At 60.8% G+C, this 17,813-nt stretch carries 13 protein-coding genes; 11 read left to right on the top strand and 2 right to left on the bottom strand.

Features of this window, described 5'->3' with window-relative positions; all coding sequences use genetic code 11:
- Positions 1-126: 126 nt before the first annotated feature.
- The 3 genes from FJ398_01075 to FJ398_01085 all read left to right on the top strand — a co-directional run bounded on the left by FJ398_01075 (position 127) and on the right by FJ398_01085 (position 2,740).
- The gene (locus tag FJ398_01075; GenBank protein ID MBM3836547.1) at positions 127-1,041 is read left to right on the top strand and encodes a phosphatidate cytidylyltransferase; all 915 of its coding nucleotides are present in this window, start codon (positions 127-129) and stop codon (positions 1,039-1,041) included.
- Between the two features lie 127 nt (positions 1,042-1,168).
- Positions 1,169-2,320: a 1-deoxy-D-xylulose-5-phosphate reductoisomerase gene (locus FJ398_01080; GenBank protein MBM3836548.1), complete on the top strand. Its 1,152-nt coding sequence runs from the start codon at positions 1,169-1,171 to the stop codon at positions 2,318-2,320.
- A gap of 195 nt (positions 2,321-2,515) precedes the next feature.
- Positions 2,516-2,740: a prepilin-type N-terminal cleavage/methylation domain-containing protein gene (locus FJ398_01085; GenBank protein ID MBM3836549.1), complete on the top strand. Its 225-nt coding sequence runs from the start codon at positions 2,516-2,518 to the stop codon at positions 2,738-2,740.
- 259 nt (positions 2,741-2,999) lie between these two features.
- Here FJ398_01085 and FJ398_01090 read toward each other — a convergent pair whose 3' ends face one another.
- On the bottom strand, positions 3,000-4,577 hold the full coding sequence (locus FJ398_01090; protein MBM3836550.1) for an amidohydrolase: 1,578 nt from the start codon (positions 4,575-4,577) through the stop codon (positions 3,000-3,002).
- 581 nt (positions 4,578-5,158) lie between these two features.
- On the opposite strand from FJ398_01090, the gene FJ398_01095 reads away from it, so the two are divergent.
- From FJ398_01095 to FJ398_01130, 8 genes are all read left to right on the top strand, one after another.
- Positions 5,159-7,624 carry a hypothetical protein gene (locus FJ398_01095; protein ID MBM3836551.1) on the top strand — a complete coding sequence of 822 codons (2,466 nt, stop codon included), beginning with the start codon at positions 5,159-5,161 and terminating at the stop codon, positions 7,622-7,624.
- Positions 7,625-7,666: 42 nt separating this feature from the next.
- A complete protein-coding gene (locus tag FJ398_01100; protein ID MBM3836552.1) occupies positions 7,667-8,404 on the top strand; it encodes a type II secretion system protein in 738 nt (245 codons plus the stop codon).
- A gap of 221 nt (positions 8,405-8,625) precedes the next feature.
- Positions 8,626-10,020 (top strand): RtcB family protein, encoded by a 1,395-nt coding sequence (locus FJ398_01105; GenBank protein MBM3836553.1) that lies wholly within the window; start codon positions 8,626-8,628, stop codon positions 10,018-10,020.
- 481 nt (positions 10,021-10,501) lie between these two features.
- Complete coding sequence (locus tag FJ398_01110; protein ID MBM3836554.1) at positions 10,502-11,698, top strand: hypothetical protein; 1,197 nt, start codon at positions 10,502-10,504, stop codon at positions 11,696-11,698.
- Positions 11,695-13,233, top strand: a complete 1,539-nt coding sequence (locus FJ398_01115; GenBank protein ID MBM3836555.1) for an MFS transporter — start codon at positions 11,695-11,697, stop codon at positions 13,231-13,233. Before FJ398_01110 ends, FJ398_01115 begins: the two co-directional genes overlap by 4 nt.
- Before the next feature lie 112 nt (positions 13,234-13,345).
- A complete protein-coding gene (locus FJ398_01120) occupies positions 13,346-14,710 on the top strand; it encodes a hypothetical protein (protein MBM3836556.1) in 1,365 nt (454 codons plus the stop codon).
- 13 nt (positions 14,711-14,723) lie between these two features.
- On the top strand, positions 14,724-15,086 hold the full coding sequence (gene queD / locus FJ398_01125) for a 6-carboxytetrahydropterin synthase QueD (protein MBM3836557.1): 363 nt from the start codon (positions 14,724-14,726) through the stop codon (positions 15,084-15,086).
- Positions 15,087-15,258: 172 nt separating this feature from the next.
- On the top strand, positions 15,259-15,885 hold the full coding sequence (locus tag FJ398_01130) for a class I SAM-dependent methyltransferase (GenBank protein ID MBM3836558.1): 627 nt from the start codon (positions 15,259-15,261) through the stop codon (positions 15,883-15,885).
- Positions 15,886-15,957: 72 nt separating this feature from the next.
- Here FJ398_01130 and FJ398_01135 read toward each other — a convergent pair.
- The coding region (locus FJ398_01135; GenBank protein MBM3836559.1) for a hypothetical protein at positions 15,958-17,813 on the bottom strand (1,856 nt) is incomplete at its 5' end.

The following is a 17,813-nucleotide window of genomic DNA, read 5'->3' on the forward strand; positions in this document are numbered from 1 at the left end:
AGAGCAATTTCAGAGACGCGGTGGAACGCGTCCTTACCGTTCAAGGGCTGTGCGCATGGCTCCGAAGCCGCGGCAGTGCAGCTTTCAGGATAGACACGACGACTCAGCCCGTTATTTTCCTCCCCCATGCCCGAAGCGCAGCAAGCTGCCTCACTGTCGCCGTCCAAGCACCACGTCTTGCTGCGGCGATTGGCAAGTTCCGTGACGTTGTGGGCGCTCGTCATCGGAACCTTGTTCGTGAAGAACAAGGTCATTTCGGATTACGTCTTCCTGATCACGATGATGGCCATTGCCGGAATTGGTCTGGCGGAATTCTACGATCTGGTCGGGCGGCGGCAGTTGGCTTGCTTCAAAGGCCTGGGCGTATTCGGCGGACTGCTGCTCATGACGAGCACGTTCGTGTATCTCTCCGACGCTTTTCCGCTCCATCTGCACCCGGCCAAGGCGAACGATTTTGAGACGAGCGTTCTGATCGTTTTCGTGCTCGGTCTTTGCCTCCGCCAATTGGTCTCGCGCACGAACCCTGCCGGGATCACGGCGATCGCCACCACCTTGTTCGGTTTGATGTACGTGCCCTGGCTTCTCAACTTCATTCAGAAGATCAAGTTCTTTCCCGACATCCACGCGGCGCACTACGTGCTCTATTTCATTCTGGTCACGAAATTCAGCGATCTGGGCGCGTACGTCGTCGGCTCGTTGATTGGCAAGCACAAGATGTGTCCGCGGATCAGCCCCGGCAAAACCTGGGAAGGATTCGCCGGCGCCCTCGCCGTTTCGACGCTGGCCAGCGTCCTTTTCTTTCAAGCGGCGCAAGCGAAGTTGGTTCATATGAACCTCGGTCACGCGATCATTTTGGGAATTCTCCTGGGCGGCGCGGCGGTGGTCGGAGATTTGATTGAATCGCTTTTCAAACGCGAAGCCGGGGTCAAAGATTCGGGGCGGCTGTTTCCCGGCATCGGCGGAATGCTGGACCTGATGGACAGTCTGCTTTTTAATGCCCCGCTGATGTATGTGTACCTCCGGCATGTTTTAACGGCATGAGAACGCTTGATCGGTTCAGATTGGAGTGGTGGAGTCCTGGAGTAACGGGGATCCATTGTTGGAGGTCGAAACACTGGATCGAGTCACTCCAGCATTCCATCACTCCACTCCTTCCCTCCTTCCTGGCATGAAACACGTCGTCCTCCTTGGCAGCACGGGATCGATCGGCACCAGCACGATCAAGGTCGTGACGGACCTGCCCGATCACCTTCGCCTGCTCGGCCTGGCCGCCGGCGGCAATGCCAAGTTGTTGCTCGAACAAGCCCGGCAGCATCTGCCCGAAGCTGTTTCCGTGCGCGATCCGGGAGACGCCAAAGAACTCAGCGCCGCGCTCGGCACAACGACGAAAGTTTTCTGCGGCGACGAAGGTTTGATTCGTTTGGCGACTCTGCCTTCCGCCGACATCGTCTTGATCGCCATCGTTGGAACCGCCGGACTGGCGCCGGCCCTGGCCGCGATTCGCGCCGGGAAAGACATTGCCGTCGCGTCGAAAGAAATTCTCGTCATGGCGGGTGAGACCGTGATGCACGAGGCGCGCCAGCATGGCGTGCGGGTCCTGGCCGTGGATAGTGAGCATTCCGCCATCTTCCAATGTCTCCAGGACAAACCGGCGCATTCGGTGCGCCGCCTCTGGCTCACGGCTTCGGGCGGCCCGTTCCGCACCACGCCGAAAGAGGATTTCGACGGCATCACGCTGGAGCGCGCGTTGAAACATCCGTCCTGGGTCATGGGAACCAAAATAACCATCGACTCGGCCACGCTCTTCAACAAAGGCCTGGAGATGATCGAAGCGCGCTGGCTGTTCGACATCGAAATTGGCCGCGTCCAGGTCGTGGTCCATCCGCAAAGCATCATCCATTCGATGGTCGAATTCATCGACGGCTCGATGCTGGCGCAACTTTCGACTCCGGACATGTGCTTGCCGATTCAATACGCGTTGACCTATCCCGAACGCATCGGCAGCGACCGCGTGCAAACGAATCTGGCGCGGCTGGGCACGCTGACCTTCGAAGAGCCGGACCTGGAACGGTTCCCGGCGCTGGGCCTGGCGCGGCGCGCCGGCGAACTCGGCGGCACCATGCCAGCCGTCTTGAATGCAGCGAACGAAATCGCGGTCGCGGCCTTTTGCCAGGGCAAGATCGGCTTTCCGCAGATCAGTGAGACGGTGCGCAGGACCATGGACCGGCATCGGCTCGTGTCGCATCCGTCGCTCGAGGACGTGCTGAAGGCCGACGCCTGGGCGCGTGCCGGAGCGCTGGGTGGCGTTGCAGGGCCATAATGGGATTGGGGAGCACACGCGCCCTCGCGTGTGCCGACCGGCGCCCCCGCCGGCCGGAGGAAGGCGCAGGAGGATAGCAAGACGCTGGATATTTCGGACGCGTTCTTGTGTTCCGCGAGGGCGCGGAACACGGCACGCGGGGCGCGTGCGCTCCCCAAGAATCGCATGGACTCAGGCAGGGAATTGCATTAGAAAATGGCGCGAAGGACTGCTGGAGAAATGCGGATGCACCGACCAAAGATGAAGAAGCCCAAGCGAGGATTCACTCTGATCGAACTACTGGTCGTCGTCGCGATTATTGCGATTTTGGCGGCGCTGCTTTTACCGGCGCTGACCAAAGCGAAATCGCAAGCCTGGCGCGCGAAGTGCCTCCACAACCACAAACAATTGGTCCTGATTTGGACATTTGTACCAGGATGACCATAATGGCTTGATCCCGTCGAACGTTCGCGGCAGTCCTTTGCCCAATTCCGGATATGGCGCCAATTGGGTCGAAAGCACGATCCACGGTGTCACTTCGGGTTACGTCGATCCGGAAGCGTTCACCGATTCCAAACGCGCCGCCTTCGCGCCTTACCTCAAGACCGTCGAGACGTACAGTTGTCCGGCTGATCGCAGCGTGTTCACCGCCGGAAACCGCAACTTCCAAGAATCCACTGATCCGCGAATCCATTCCCGGTCACGGCCTTCGCACGGTCGGATACTTGATGCCGAGTTGTTCGAGGTAGGTTTTGTGCTTCGCCGAGTCGAAGTAGTACTTCTTCACTTCGGGAAGGAACTTCGCCATTTTCTCCCGGTTCAATTCGATCGCGGGCCGGTCGCTCGGACCAATCAAGGGCACGTATTTCGTTTCCTTGGTTTGAACTTCGTGGAAATACGCCCAGGCGCGCTTGACTAATTCCGGCGAAAGCAGGAAGTCGAGCGCCGTCGCGGCCTGAACCTTCGCGCCGGCGGTCGAACCCTTGTGCGCAATCGGGGTCGCCATCGCGACCGCGTTCTCCCAACTGTGCCCGGGAAGATTCGGAATGTTGGCCGGGTAATAGAGATAAACGGTCGGCACGTTCCAGGAAATGTCGCCGATATCATCCGAGCCTCCCCCGGTGGATTCCTTGGGCTCGGAGAGCGGCTCAACCTTGAGTTTCAGTCCCTCGGGTTTGGCGCGGATTTCCTGCTGGAGCCCCTTGGCCAGCGTTTGATCGGCGTCGCTCCACTCCGGCATTCTCACGCGCTCGATGTTTTTCTGCTGAGTTTCCGCGACGACTTTGTTGAAGTGTGCGGGCCAGGCGGAACCGATCAGCCGCTGCGTGACTTTCGTGTCGGTCATCATCGTCGCGGCATTGGCCATGGTATTGCCGAGGTCGTAGAGGTCTTTGATCCGCGCGTAATCGAGCTCGCGAAAGAAATACCACACCGCGGCTTCGGACGGGACGACATTGGGCTGGTCCCCGCCATTGATAATCACGTAGTGGGACCGATGCTGCCAGCGGAGGTGCTCCCGTCGGAAATTCCAGGCCGTGTTCATCAATTCGACGGCGTCCAGGGCACTGCGACCTTCCCAGGGCCGGCCGGCCGAATGCGCGGCTTTGCCAGAGAAAACATACTGCACCGAAACCAGGCCGCTTGAGGTCACAGGCTGGCCGTACGCCGTGGAGAATTTGTCGCCGACGTGCGATCCCAGGACAATGTCCACGTCCGCAAAGAGGCCTGCCCGAACGTAAAAAGCTTTGGTGGCGAGTTGCTCCTCCGCGATGCCGGGAAAGAGTTTGAGCGTTCCGGGCAAGCGATGCTTTTGCATCAATTCCTTCAAGACCAGCGCCGCCGTGACGTTGACCGCCTGGCCGGAATTGTGTCCTTCCCCGTGGCCGGGCGCGCCTTCGATGAGCGGATCGTGATACGCAACGCCGGGTTTTTGCGAAGCGCGTGGAATGCAGTCGAGATCGGTGATGAAAGCGATCACTGGCTTTCCGGAACCGAACGTGGCGATCCAGGCGGTGGGAATCCCGGCCACGCCGTGTTCGATGCCGAACCCGTGCCGGGCGAGAATCCCCGTGACGTATTTCGAGGTCTCGTACTCCTGGAAACCGAGTTCGCTGAAACTGAAAATCTGATCGACCATCTGCTGCGTGAGCGTGCGCAGGTCGTCCACTTTGGCGATGGCTTCGCGTTTGAGATCGTCGAGGGACGGTGGGACGCCGGGCTGAGACTGGAGCTGCAAGGGCAGAAGCAGGAGAGGCAGGAGGAAGCAATGCGTTTTCATGGGATGTCGGATGTGTTTGTCGAGAGGGGAATTTACAGGACGGCACGAATTCGTTTCGACAACTTTCTCCAGCGGTTTTGAGATTCCTCCCCGGGCAGGGCGGAACTGCCGCTCCGTACGGATTTAGCCTGGTGGGGACGGATTCCACTCCGTCCCAAGTCAGGCCTTGAGGCAGACCGCCGCCCAGGAAGAGACGGCGGGCCAACGGAGGCTTCAGGTTTTTCCGTTGTCCGTCTCTCCCTGCAGGAGACGCGTCCAGGATTAGCCAGGGACGGAGTGGAATCCGTCCCTACCTCGCTAACAGATACGCCGCTCCACCGCGACTTGGAAACGACCAGGCCAAATGAAGATCTTTCCAAGAGATCCATAGACAAGGCCGCTGCAGGGGGCGACGTAAGATCGGCAGACCGGCAGGTCTGCCCTACCGTGCCTCCGCGCGGTGAATCAATTCGGATTTGACAAATCCATTTCAGAGGCGTAAGCACGCACTCGAAACGCCGACGGGAGGCGATCACACAAGCGCGACACGCAAACGCTCGCTCACCAGGCGCTTTCTCGCCGGCCAAACCAAAGGAGGTTCTATGTTCAGAAATATTGTCGGCTCAGTAGGGCTCTCATTGGCGCTGTGGAGCGGAAACGCCCGCGCCGCCGTAATCTTGTCCGAATCGTTCGAATACCCGGACGGAGTTCTGCAAACCGTGTCATCCGGCAGATGGACCGGCCACAGCGGCACGACGAACCAGGTCGATGTCGCCCAGGGCGCCCTCAATCTCACGGGCGCGGAGACCCAAGATGTCAACGCGCTCCTGAGCGGACAACCTTACGCTCCCTCCGATGGCACGGTGCTTTACGCGCGCTTCGATTTGAAGATGGCCACGCTGCCGTCGCGGACGGGCGCTTACTTCGCGCACTTCAAAGACGCGACGGACGGCTTTCGCGGCCGCATTTGGGCGCTGACCAACGGCGCCGCGCCCGGTTCATTTCGATTGGGAATCAGTTCGGGATCGGGTTCATCCGCGGCCGTGGTCCTGAACACGGACCTTCAGCCCGGAATCCGTTACAAAGTTGTTTGCAGCCTGGCGGTGAGCAACGCCGCGGTTTCACTCTGGCTCAATCCCGTGGTCGAGGCCGACGCTCATGTCTCGGCGGAACCCAGCAGCGGCGTTTCCGTCGCGGCATTCGCCTTCCGACAGGCCACGGGCATCGGCGCGATGGCCATCGACGATTTGGCGGTCGGGACCAGCTTTCGCGACGTGGTGCCCCCGAACGAAACGGCTTCTTCGCCATCCCCGCCGGACGCGCACGAAACCGCTCCGACGGCGCCGGCACCGGTGATCGTTGAACCCCCTGCGCCCACTCCGGTTTCGCCGCCCTCCACAGTGGGCCTCGCCATCACCGTTCAACCCGAAAGCCAGACCGTCTTGGCCGGACAGGAAGTTTCCTTCAATGCGCGGGCGCAAGGCGCCGAGCCAATGCGCTTCCAATGGCAGTTCAACCAGGCTGACATTCCCGCGGCGACGAACCAGATCCTGCGCATTGCCAGCGCCAGTCCCGCGCAGCAGGGCGATTATCGGTTCGTCGTGAAGAACGCCTCAGGCCAGGCCGCCAGCGTCGCTGCGCGGTTGACGGTGATTGGCCCGGAGCCGCCTCAGATTATCAGCCAGCCGGTCAGCCTGACGATTAACCAGGCGCAAACCGCCAGCTTCGCCGTCGCGGCGTCGGGCAGCGCGCCGTTGGATTATCAGTGGCGCTTCAATGGCGCTGACATCGCCAGCGCGACGGCATCGACCTTGACCCTGACCAATGTGCAACCCAATCAGACCGGCACTTACCGCGTCGGCGTGCGCAACAGCGGCGGGTCGGTGGAAAGTGAACCGGTCGCGCTCACCGTTCTCTTGCCCGTCGTGGAACCCCTGCCTGATCCAGCCAAACTGCCGGTCATTCTTTTCACCAACTACCTGGCGAATGTGATCCGCCGGGGCGACCAACTCACGAACACTTTCATCGAACACGCCTTGCTCCCCGGGGAATCTCTCACCCTGCGAGTCCGTGTGTCGGCTCCGGCCGAACAAGGGGTCAGGCTTTCCGCGGACACTCGTGGATTGCCGGCTTCGGCCCGGTGGGAACTCAGCGAAACAACGGGAACGAATTGGGTTGCGACCTTCCGCTTCTCTCCCACGGCCGGCGAAGCGGGCTCGAACTTCGTGGCCAGCCTTCAGGCCTGGAACGGCGCCGGCACGAATTCGAGTTCGTGGTGGTTCTATGTTCCGACCGAACGGGAACAGCAAATCGTGCTCAGCGAGTTTCTTCCGAATCCGGCGGCGAGCGAGGCGGCGCCGCATTTCAATCCACTCCGCCGCGCTGAGCCTGCGCCGAATCCCACGTGGCAGGATGAATACATCGAACTGGTCAACGATTCGGGACGCGACGCCGATCTCTCCCGCTGGGCCCTTTTCGATTCCGAGCACGTGCGCCATCGGTTCGAAGAGCCATTCGTCCTGGGAGCCAGAGCGGCAGTGGTCATTTATGGCGGCCCGCGAACTGGCTTTCCACCGATGCTTCCTGCACCCACCATTTGGGCCAACGCCAACGCCACCGGGCTTGGTCTGAATAATTCCGGCGGCGACACGATCATCCTTCGTAATGCCGAGGGCCGGATGGTGAGCCGCATCGTGTATTCGGCCAGTTCGACCAATGGTTCGCTGACGCGATTTCCCACGTTACACGACGATTTCCTGCCGCACGCGAGCGTATCCGTGAACCCGGCTTCGCCGGGGCTTCACTACGACGGACAAAAGTTCAGCGAGATTTCGCTACGGGCGCCTGCGCCAATCCGGCTTGGGGTGACGCTGGAAAGCCGCACGCGAGCCGTGCTGACGTGGAACGCGGAGCGGAACCAGAGTTACTCCGTGCTCCAGGCAGAAAATCCGGCCGGGCCATTCTCCGTGCTCGCCACCGGCCTGCGTTTCCCCGATGCAACAGGAAAGTACGAGGTGGAACCATCGAACGCCGAGACCGCGCGGTTCTACCGAATCAGCCTTCCGTAGGGGAACATTCTTAACAGGAGGCAACGGAGGCAACGGAGAGCAATGGGAATCAAATTGGCGGCGCCTCCGTTACCTCTGTTTGCTCCTCTTAAGAAAAAATCGTGCGTCATCGAAATCATGAATCGCTTGCGTGCATTCAGTTTGATTGAATTGCTCGCCGTCCTCGCGATCGTCTCTCTGCTCGCGAGCTTGCTTGCGCCCGCCTTGCGGGCCGCGAAATCGAAAGTTCGGGATATCGGTTGCCTCAACAATTTGAAGCAGTGGGGAATCGCCACGTCGCTCTACGCCGCAGACAACTTGGACGCGTTGCCGCCAGATGGCGTCCCGAATCCCACGGAAAGATCGACCAACAGTGGCTGGTACATTCAATTGCCGCGGCAATTGAATGTGCCCCCCTATCATCGCATGCCCTGGAGAACCAATCCCGCCATTGAGCCGGGCCGATCCGTGTGGATTTGCCCGGCCAACCCGCGGCGGAGCAACGGCAGAAATCTGTTTCACTATTGTCTCAACGAGCACGTCAATGGCACCGGACGCGGCAACCGGACGGTCAAGCTCTCCTCCATCAAAAACCCCGGCGCAGTCCCGTGGTTGTTTGATTCGAAGAATCTGCCCGCGGTCGGCTACTGGTCCTTCGTCCACACGAATCTGCACGCGCAAGGGGCGCAATTCCTGTTTCTGGACAGTCACGCGCGCTGGCTGCAAAACAGCCAATACTGGAATTTCGTCTCCAACCGAGGCCGCACAAATAATCCGGCGCTGCAATGGATCCCAGAGTAGGGCAGGCTTCCGGCCTGCCAATAGAAGAATCCAGCCGTGAGGGTTCTCCACCACGACGCAAAATAGGTTGGATGCGGGAAAACCGCCTGTCCGGTTTGGCGGGAGGGGGAGCGGCAAACCGCTCTCCCTACCCCGATCTGAGGATTTCCATTGCGCCCTTGGACATGCAGCGATTTGCAAAAGCCCACAGTTCGCGCGAGACTTGCAACCGGCTCACTTTCATGAACGCGAAAACCCTTCTTCACCTGGGCGTGCCGCTGGGAGAACCGATGCGGCGCGCAACCGATTTCGTCAGCCGCTTCGTCCTTGGCGGCGGAGACAAGACGCGAATCGCGGAGGAAGTGAAAGCGATCCTCTCCAATCCACCAGCCTTCACTGACGATCCGTTGCGGGGAGAATTTGCGAAAGTCTTGCTCGCCGCCCCGCCGCCGCCACGCGCGGAGCCAGTGAAATACCGGCAGTGGGGCGAAGGATTGGAGGAAGAAGCCGTCATGCAAATGGAGAAAGCCTGCTTGCTGCCGGTCTCGGTGGCCGGCGCACTCATGGCCGATGCGCACGTCGGTTACGGCCTGCCCATCGGCGGCGTGCTGGCGACGGACAACGCGGTGATTCCCTACGCCGTCGGGGTCGATATCGCTTGCCGCATGAAAATGACCGTGCTGGACATTCCCGTGAATGATCTGGACCGCAAGCAGAATCGTCTCGCCGGCGCCATCGGCGCCGAGACGCGCTTCGGCGTCGGAGCGACCTTCAAGCAACGCCGCGAGCACGATGTGATGGACGCGGATTGGTCGGTCAGTCCGATTACAAAAGGCAACCAGGACCGCGCCTGGGCGCAGCTCGGCACCAGCGGCAGCGGCAATCATTTTGTCGAGTTCGGAACGTTTACCGCGCACGAGAGGATTCATGACCTGGAGCCGGGCACGTACGTGGCGTTGCTCAGCCACAGCGGCAGCCGCGGCACCGGCGCGGCGGTGTGCGATTACTACAGCAAGCTGGCAGTGAAGAAACATCCGGAATTGCCCAAGGAACTACAGCGCCTGGCGTGGCTGTCGCTCGACGAGGCGGGAGGGCAGGAATACTGGGCGGCGATGGAATTGATGGGCCGTTACGCCGCGGCGAATCACGCGTGCATCCACAAACACATCGCGCGCAACCTTGGCGTGCCGGTGCTGCTGGATTTGGAGAACCACCACAACTTCGCGTGGAAGGAACGCCACGTGATCGGCGGCGTCCAACGCGACGTGATCGTCCACCGCAAAGGCGCGACGCCGGCGGGCGACGGCGTGCTGGGGATCATTCCCGGTTCGATGGCCTCGCCCGGCTTCGTCGTGCGCGGCCGGGGCAACTCGGAGTCGCTGAACTCCGCGTCGCACGGCGCGGGCCGTGTCATGAGCCGCACGCAAGCGATCAAGACTTTCAATTGGAAAGACGTGAACCGCTTTCTCAAAGAAAAAGGCATCACCCTGATTTCCGCGGGCCTCGACGAAGTGCCAATGGTCTATAAGAACATCCGCGAAGTCATGGCCGCGCAGCATGATCTGGTGAAGGTCGTCGGCCAGTTCGATCCGAGGCTGGTGAAGATGGCGCCGCACGGCGAGCGGCCCGAGGATTGACCTGGAAGGCAGAGATTCCACCACAGGCAAAAGCAGCTCGCGGCGAAGTCGCGACCGAAGTCGTTACACCGTTGCAGCGTTACAAGGTTAAATCGTTAAATCGGTTAAATGGGCCACTCGGTCACTTCACTGACAACTGACAACTGATTACTTCGTTCGTGGCTATTGAGCCAAGCCGCCAAGCCACGGGCGGCTTGCGCCGCGAAGGATTCCAGGTTACACGTCTAGGCCGGCTGTGGCGGAAAACCAGCCGGGACCGCTTCGGCGGCCCAAAGAAAACCGCATGCAAAACCGTTCGACATTTTCAGACTACGCCGCGCGCCTGCGCGAATTCATCTGCCGGAATTCTGATCGTGGCACTCCAGCCGTTCCTTCCCATGAACCGGGTAGGGACGGATTCCACTCCGTCCCTGACCTTACTCCGCGATCGAAAAGACAATTCCAGGGACGCGGTGGAACGCGTCCTTACCGGTCCTGTGAGATGGACGCAGAATTCAACGAACTCGCGCTGGCTCTGTTCTCCCAGCAATTTGAGCACGTCCCGGCCTACCGCCGTTTCTGCGAAGCGCGAGGCGTCACGCCGCAAAACGCCGCGTCGTGGAAAGAGATTCCGGCCATTCCAACCTCGGCCTTCAAGGAATTCGATCTATCCAGTCTGCCTCCAGTCGAGCGCACCAGGGTCTTTCATTCGAGCGGCACGACGGCGCACAAGCCCAGCCGCCATTTCCACAGCAGAGAATCGCTCGAAATCTATGAAGCGTCGTTGCGGCCCTGGTTTCAGAAGCACGTTCTGCCCGAACTTCAGTTGGGCAGACCCGCCTTCCGTTTCCTCATCTTGACGCCGCCGCCAGCCCTGGCGCCCCATTCGTCGCTCGTGCATATGTTCGAGATGGTTCGCCGCGAATTCGCGCCAGGTCAGTCCTTGTTTGTGGGCAGCATCGCCGTTGGTAGGGACGCGTTCCACCGCGTCCCTGATCAAAGCTCCGAAGGAGCGCCGGATCTCGACCACTCGCCACCCCGTCGAGATTTAGTCAGGGACGGAGTGGAATCCGTCCCTACCAGAATGATGGGAAACGCCTGGAGACTGCAAACTGACCGAGCCTGGGCATCTCTGGCCGAGGCAGCCGATAACGATCAGCCCGTCGTTCTGCTGGGCACCGCCTTTTCATTTGTCGAGTTGCTCGACTGGATGTTTACGAACCAGCTCCGGCTTTCCTTGCCTTCCGGCTCGCGCGCGCTGGAAACCGGCGGTTACAAGGGCCGGACGCGCGCGTTGCCGAAAGCCGAACTCTACGCCATGATCACAGGCCGGCTCGGCATCCCATCGACGCACATCGTTTGCGAATACGGCATGAGCGAATTGAGTTCCCAGGCCTACGATAGGGTGGCGGGCGCTCCAGAATCTCAAATTTCAAATTTCAAATTTGAAATGGGCCAACGGCTCTTCCGCTTTCCACCCTGGGCTCGCGTCCAGGTCGTGTCTCCAGAGACCGGGCGCGAAGTGGGCGAAGGCGAAACCGGCCTGCTCCGGATCTACGATCTCGCCAATGTCCGATCCGTGCTCGCGGTTCAGACAGAGGACTTGAGCATTCGGCGCGGCGAGGGCTTCGAGTTGGTGGGCCGCGCCGCGTTTTCGGAACCGCGCGGTTGTTCGCTGATGTCAACCGCCCTGCCATGACTTTGCCGGTTCAACCTTGCGCGAACTCCGCGGCTTCGCCGTCCGGGTTGACAGTCGAATCCCAACAGCGCGCGCGTGTGCGGACGCTCTGGCTTTGCGGCGTGCTGCACGCGTTCACGCATCTTTACAACGTGGCGTTGCTGCCGTTGTACTTATTGATCCAGGCCGATCTTCAACTGGCCAGCGTCGATCAAGCCACGATGCTCGTGACCGTGATGATGATCGCGTATTTCGGGCCGAGCTATCCGATGGGTTTGCTGGCGGATCGTTTTAGCCGCAAGAGAATCCTGGGAATCGGTCTGGCGCTCAATGGGCTTGGATTCGTCGGGCTGGCCTTTTGCAGCAGCTACGCGATGGCCCTGGCGTGTGTCGTCCTGGCGGGATTGGGCGGCAGCTTTTATCATCCGGCTGCGACCGCGATGGTCGCGCGATCGTTTCCGACGAACACGGGCAAAGCGCTGGGGCTCGTGGCGGTGGGCGCAAGCGTGGGCTTCTTCATCGGCCCGATCTATACCGGCTGGCGCGCGGCGGTTTCGGGAAACTGGAGGACTCCGATCCTGGAATTGGGTCTGCTCGGAATCGCGGCGGCTGTGATCTTTTTGCGGTATGCGCAGGAAGATGGCGCGGCGCGCGCGAATCGAGAAGCTGGATCCTTCTCGATTTTCAGGTTTGGGCGTCTTCGGCGCATCAGAGAACAACCGGCTGATTTGGCGTCCCTTTCCCCTCACCCTAGCCCTCTCCCCAAGGAAAGGGAGTCCGGCCGGAGCGTCTGGTCAAACTTGACGCAACTCTTCGCTAAGCGCTGGCATCGATTCACCCTCTCCCCCAGGGAGAGGGCCGGGGTGAGGGGGAACGCGATGACCAACAAGGAGGAGGGTGCTTGGGAAAACAACCAAGCCGCGGTCGCGGCTCCCGCCGAGAAAATGTTCCCGAACACGACGCTCTGGCTGTTTTTCATCGGGGCGAGCCTGGCGTTCAGTTTGCGCGATTTCACGGGGTGGAGCATGGGCAGCCTGGGGTCGCTGTTCATGCAGAAGGCGCACGGGTTTGACCTGAACGTCACGGGACTGGCCTTGAGCAGCATTTTTCTGGCAAGCATCGTGAGCAATCCGCTCTTCGGCGGCCTGAGCGACCGCGGGCGCAGTCGCTGGCTCGCTTTTGTCCTCATTGTTTCCGCGATCCTGGTCGCCGTTTTCCCGCGCGTGCCGAAAGCGGCGGTGATTCCGGCGCTGGCGTTGTACGGATTTTTCTTTTTGGCGGGCTATCCGATCATTGAGGCGGCGTTAATGGAATCCGTGCACGACTCGGTGCGCGGGCGCGTCTTTGGCGCCTTCATCACCATCGGCGGAACGGTGGGAAACCTGGCGCACTGGGCGGTGGGCGCCTGGGTGAAGCGTTTCGGAGCGGAAGCGTCCGACCCTGTGGCGTACTATCCACTCTACACGCTGCTGGCGTTGCTGGTGGTGTTTTCGCTTGCCGGTCTGCCTTGCCTCCGCGCCATCCGCAAACGGGAGATCCATCCCCCCTCGGAATGAAATCACACAAAATTCCTGAACTTGGCGAAAGGAGCGCGGGCAGCTTGCCCGCAAGCATCTCCAGGATTTCGACCAAACCCTGCGCGGACGAGATGTCCGCGCTCCTGGCGAAATGAACTTGCCGAACTACTTTCTGGCAGATCTGCCGCCCGAAGCCACGCTAAGTCCAGAACTGCTGGCCGAAGCGTGCCAGAACTTGAAACGAAACCGCGAAGAGTACCTCACGCGCCGTTCCACAGAGAGTTTGCTCGAAGTCTTTCACGAACTGGGTCAGAGCTGGCTCCATCCCGAATTTCCCTTCCGGCGAAAGGCGCTGGAACTCGGACCGGCCGCGACGGGTTTTTCGCAAGCGACCCTCGCCGCCGGGCTCGATCGCTTCTTTGCCGAACTGACCGGGGAGAAACTTCAGAACCTGATCGCGCAAGATCTCGGCCACGAACAGCGGCTCGACGATCTCGTCGCCAACGCCAGCGAAAGAAAGTCCTCGCGACTCGCGCTGGCGCGTGGCCCAGGCCTGATCGCTCACATCTGCGCCGGGAACATCCCCTGCCCGGCGCTGCTCAGCATCGTGCTGGGATTCCTGGTCCGGTCGGCGCAGATCGTGAAATGCGCGTCGGGCGCGACGCTGCTTCCGCGTCTCTTTGCCCACTCCCTCTACGAGCTCGATCCAAAGCTGGGCGCGTGTCTGGAGCTCGCCGGCTGGCCCGGTGGCTGCGACTCACTCGAAGCGGCGTTGTTTCGGGAAGTGGATTGCGTGACGGCGACTGGCGCGGACGAAACGCTGGCCGCCCTCAGAACGCGGTTGCCGATTCAGGTTCGTTTTCTAGGCTACGGACACCGCGTGAGTTTCGGTTATGTCGCCCACGAAGTCTTAAGCCACATCAAACTCGCAACCCTCGCCGCGTATGCGGCCGCGGACGTGGCGGCGTGGGATCAACTCGGCTGTCTTTCGCCGCACGTCATCTATGTGGAAGGCGGCGGGCGGGTTTCGCCGGAACAATTCGCGGAAGCACTCGCGGTTGAACTGGCAAAGCGCGAAGCGATTGAACCGCGCGGCTCGGCGCCGACGGAGACCGCAGCGACGATTGCGACGCGGCGGGCTTTCTATGAAGTGCGGGCCGCGCACGGTCCGGAAACGCGCTGCTGGTTCAGCAAGGAATCCACGGCCTGGTCCGTGGTTTATGAAGCCGACCCGCGCTTTCAACCGTCGTGTCTCCACCGCTTCATCTATGTCAAAAGCGTGGCGAATCTCAAAGAAGCTTTGCAAGCCGCCGACTCTATCCGAACCAAAGTTTCGACTGTTGGTCTGGCCGCACCGGAGTCCCGCGCGCCTGACATCGTGCGCGAACTGGCGCATTGGGGAGTCAGCCGCGTTTGCCCGCCGGGACAGATGCAGAACCCGCCCCTCGCCTGGCGGCACGATGGCCGGCCGTCGCTGGCGGATTTGGTGACCTGGACCGACTGGGAGCAAACATGAGGCGTTGCGAACCATGAAAACCGAACTGCGCAAGACGTTCCAATTTGAAGCGGCGCATCTGTTGCCGCATTTGCCCGAAAACCACAAGTGCCGGCGCCTGCACGGTCACAGCTTCAAAGTCGAAATCGCCGTCGCGGGCGCGTGCGATTCGCGCCTCGGCTGGCTGATGGATTACGCGGAGATTGCCGACGCCTTCAAGCCACTCTGGGAGCAACTGGACCACCGCTACCTCAACGAAGTTACCGGGCTTGAAAATCCGACGAGCGAGAACGTCGCGGTGTGGATCTGGCAACGGCTGAAACCGCAATTGCCTTTGCTGGTTGAGGTGGTCGTGGCGGAGACTTGCACCGCGCGGTGCGTTTACCGAGGAGCGTGAGAGCCTGTCTGAAAAATGGGTGGAACGGGCTACCAGCCCGTGTTTGGCGGCAACCTGCCGCCAAAAGGCCCGGCGGGCTGGTAGCCCGCCGCAACAGGCCGGTGGCCTGTTCCACCCAGAAGACAATTTTCAGACATGCTCTAAGGCGCAGACGTGAGATTCTGCTCGCGCCATGACACGATTCTTGCCCGGCGCCGCGGCAGAATTCCTCCAGCATTATGCCCGCGATGCGCGACAGCGTTGGTCCCCTGAAGATTTGGGCGCGCAAGAGGCATTCGTTCGGGGACAGACCGCGAATGCGGATTGGCTCGATTGGTCCACAGAGAGCGCGGCGCTGCAACTGCTCCAGGCCAGTCTGGTTGCGACAGCGGACGGACTGGGCGGACGGCACGAAGCCATTCTGGTCGCCGGACCCATTGTCGAGTTGCTCGATCCAGAGGCCTTGTTCGGACGCGCGGCCGGCAGCCTGCGGCCTGGCGGGCGGCTTGTGGGGATCATGCCCTGCTTGCGGGACAATTCGCCGGAAAGCCAGCTCTTCGCGCAACTCGCTGCCTCCACGTTTTGGCCATACTACACTGCGGAAGAATTGACCGAGATGCTGCGCGAAGCGGGCTTCAATCCTGTCCCGGAAATCAGCCGCTTCGTAACGGTCACCCGGTTTAACCAGGCGGTGCTGAAGGACGAGCTTGGATTCAAGGGATTCAGCCAGGTATTTCAACAACTCCAGTCCGAAGGCTACGATCCGATGGAGATCGGTTGGGGCGAGCTGCGGTTCGTGGCCTGCTTGAGGCCGATATGACCTCCCCGTCTCATGCGGTGAGTTCAAGCGCCATTCGACATGCGCCACGGCTGACCAATTGATCGTTGCCACTCACGCTCCAGGCCGAGCCGTTCTCCGAATCTGGATCAACTGGCGGATCACGAATGAGTAGGTGCTCCACACAATCGACAACAGCGTGAAAATCGTGAACACCACGCCCCGGGGCGCCTTGGGCGACCACAGAGCGCGTGGAAACGGATCGATCTGCCTCTCCTTCTTGAGCCCCGCTTCACAGGTGATCTGGCCCCGGACAGACGCGTATTCGGGAGGGGTGGTGATTTCCGCTTCGAGGCGCAGTTCGCCGTTCGCGTCGCCGGGCAGGTCCACCGGAAACGAGACCACCGCCCGGCCTTCCTCACTGGTCGTGGCTGTGCCGATCGAGAGTTTTCCGAAGAGGCGATTGGCGAAGAAAGTCACTTCCGCGTCCTTGACCGGTTGGCGGTCGAGTCTGACAACGGCCACGAGTACCTTCTCGTCATCTTCCAGGGCGGAACTAACAGTGACCTGCGGCGTGGGTTTGTCATTCGGTTCGCCACGCGCGACGCCGAGGATCCCAGGCGCGAGAAGCAGAGCTCCAACCAATAACGCGGGAGCCGGTTGAAAACGCGACCGTTTGGCCGGTTCAATCGGCACGACGACGTCGACGCCAATGTTCTTGGCCCCCACCTCCTGGACTCCTTCCACCGTTTCCCAGATTGAGACGATGGGAAAGAGTTTGGCGAAAAGGGTGAAGAGCAAAAGGAACGTGGCCAGGCCGTCCGCCGTCACGGTCCACTCGACCCAGGTCGGGAAGTAACTCGGAACGACCCCCGCCGCCTCAGCCGGGATGTAGGGCGACAGCAGCGTCGGGACGATGATGAGGTAGCGTTTGATCCACATCCCGATGTTGATGAGGATCGAGGCGACAACCAGGCGGGTGATCAAGTTTTTCCGGTTGGGATACATGACAATGAAGACCGGCAGAAAGAGGCAGAACACGGCCCAGGACCAGAACGCGATGCCGTACGCACCGCGCCCCATCAGCACGTCGATGAGCCGGTTCTCCGCCGTTTCCGCCCCGTACCACGTGGTCAGATATTCGCTCAAGGTGAAGTAGATGTAGAGCAGGTTCAGCGCGAGCATCAAGCGGCCGAGATTCTGGAATTGGCGTTCGGTCAGGAAATTTTCAAGATGATAAACTTTTCGGAACACCGCCATGGCCGTGATGATCGCAGCCGTGCCGGAAAAGATGGCGCCGATCACAAAATACGGGCCAAAAATCGTGCTGTGCCAGCCGGGCCGCAGAGTCATCCCAAAAATCCACGAGACCACCGTGTGCACGGAAATCGCCACCGGAATGATGATGACCGCCATGGTGGCGAGCGCCCGCTCGAGGAAGAGGCGTTGCTCCGGGGTCCCGCGATAACCCAGGGAAAGCCACCGATAGAGCCGCTGCCGCAAGGTGCGGCGCTCCCACACCGGAGCAGGGGGCGCCAGCAGGGCGAAGTCGGGGATCATGGCCACATACAAGTAGAATAGGCTTCCGCAAAGGTAAGTGCAGATCGAGCACACGTCCCAGAGAATCGGCGAGTTGAAGCGTCCGTGAATCAGCACGTTCAAAATGCGATCCGGCCGCCCCATGTCGATGATCACCATCGGCGCGCCCACCATCAGCGCAAAGACCGTGATCGCTTCGGCCATGCGAGTGATCGAACGGCGCCACTCCGCGTTGGTCACTCTCAAGATGGCGGAAATCAGCGTTCCTGCATGGCTGACGCCGATGAAGAAGACGAAGTTGGTCATGTACACGCCCCAGGAGATGTACTCGCGCATGGCGGTCACTTTGAGGCCATGGACACATTGCCAGACGTAGGCCCACAGACCTGCCGCCATCACGGCCAGCAGGAAGCCGATCCAGAGCCGGCCCA

The organism is Verrucomicrobiota bacterium (assembly GCA_016871535.1).
GTDB lineage: Bacteria > Verrucomicrobiota > Verrucomicrobiia > Limisphaerales > SIBE01 > VHCZ01.

Bases quoted from the DNA above. Each gene is read 5' to 3' on its own strand.
- FJ398_01130 (MBM3836558.1), top strand. From the start codon at position 15,259: ATGACACGATTCTTGCCCGGCGCCGCGGCAGAATTCCTCCAGCATTAT.
- FJ398_01090 (MBM3836550.1), bottom strand. From the start codon at position 4,577: ATGAAAACGCATTGCTTCCTCCTGCCTCTCCTGCTTCTGCCCTTGCAG.
- FJ398_01095 (MBM3836551.1), top strand. From the start codon at position 5,159: ATGTTCAGAAATATTGTCGGCTCAGTAGGGCTCTCATTGGCGCTGTGG.
- queD (MBM3836557.1), top strand. From the start codon at position 14,724: ATGAAAACCGAACTGCGCAAGACGTTCCAATTTGAAGCGGCGCATCTG.
- FJ398_01115 (MBM3836555.1), top strand. From the start codon at position 11,695: ATGACTTTGCCGGTTCAACCTTGCGCGAACTCCGCGGCTTCGCCGTCC.
- FJ398_01085 (MBM3836549.1), top strand. From the start codon at position 2,516: ATGGCGCGAAGGACTGCTGGAGAAATGCGGATGCACCGACCAAAGATG.
- FJ398_01110 (MBM3836554.1), top strand. From the start codon at position 10,502: ATGGACGCAGAATTCAACGAACTCGCGCTGGCTCTGTTCTCCCAGCAA.
- FJ398_01105 (MBM3836553.1), top strand. From the start codon at position 8,626: ATGAACGCGAAAACCCTTCTTCACCTGGGCGTGCCGCTGGGAGAACCG.
- FJ398_01075 (MBM3836547.1), top strand. From the start codon at position 127: ATGCCCGAAGCGCAGCAAGCTGCCTCACTGTCGCCGTCCAAGCACCAC.
- FJ398_01120 (MBM3836556.1), top strand. From the start codon at position 13,346: ATGAACTTGCCGAACTACTTTCTGGCAGATCTGCCGCCCGAAGCCACG.
- FJ398_01100 (MBM3836552.1), top strand. From the start codon at position 7,667: ATGGGAATCAAATTGGCGGCGCCTCCGTTACCTCTGTTTGCTCCTCTT.
- FJ398_01080 (MBM3836548.1), top strand. From the start codon at position 1,169: ATGAAACACGTCGTCCTCCTTGGCAGCACGGGATCGATCGGCACCAGC.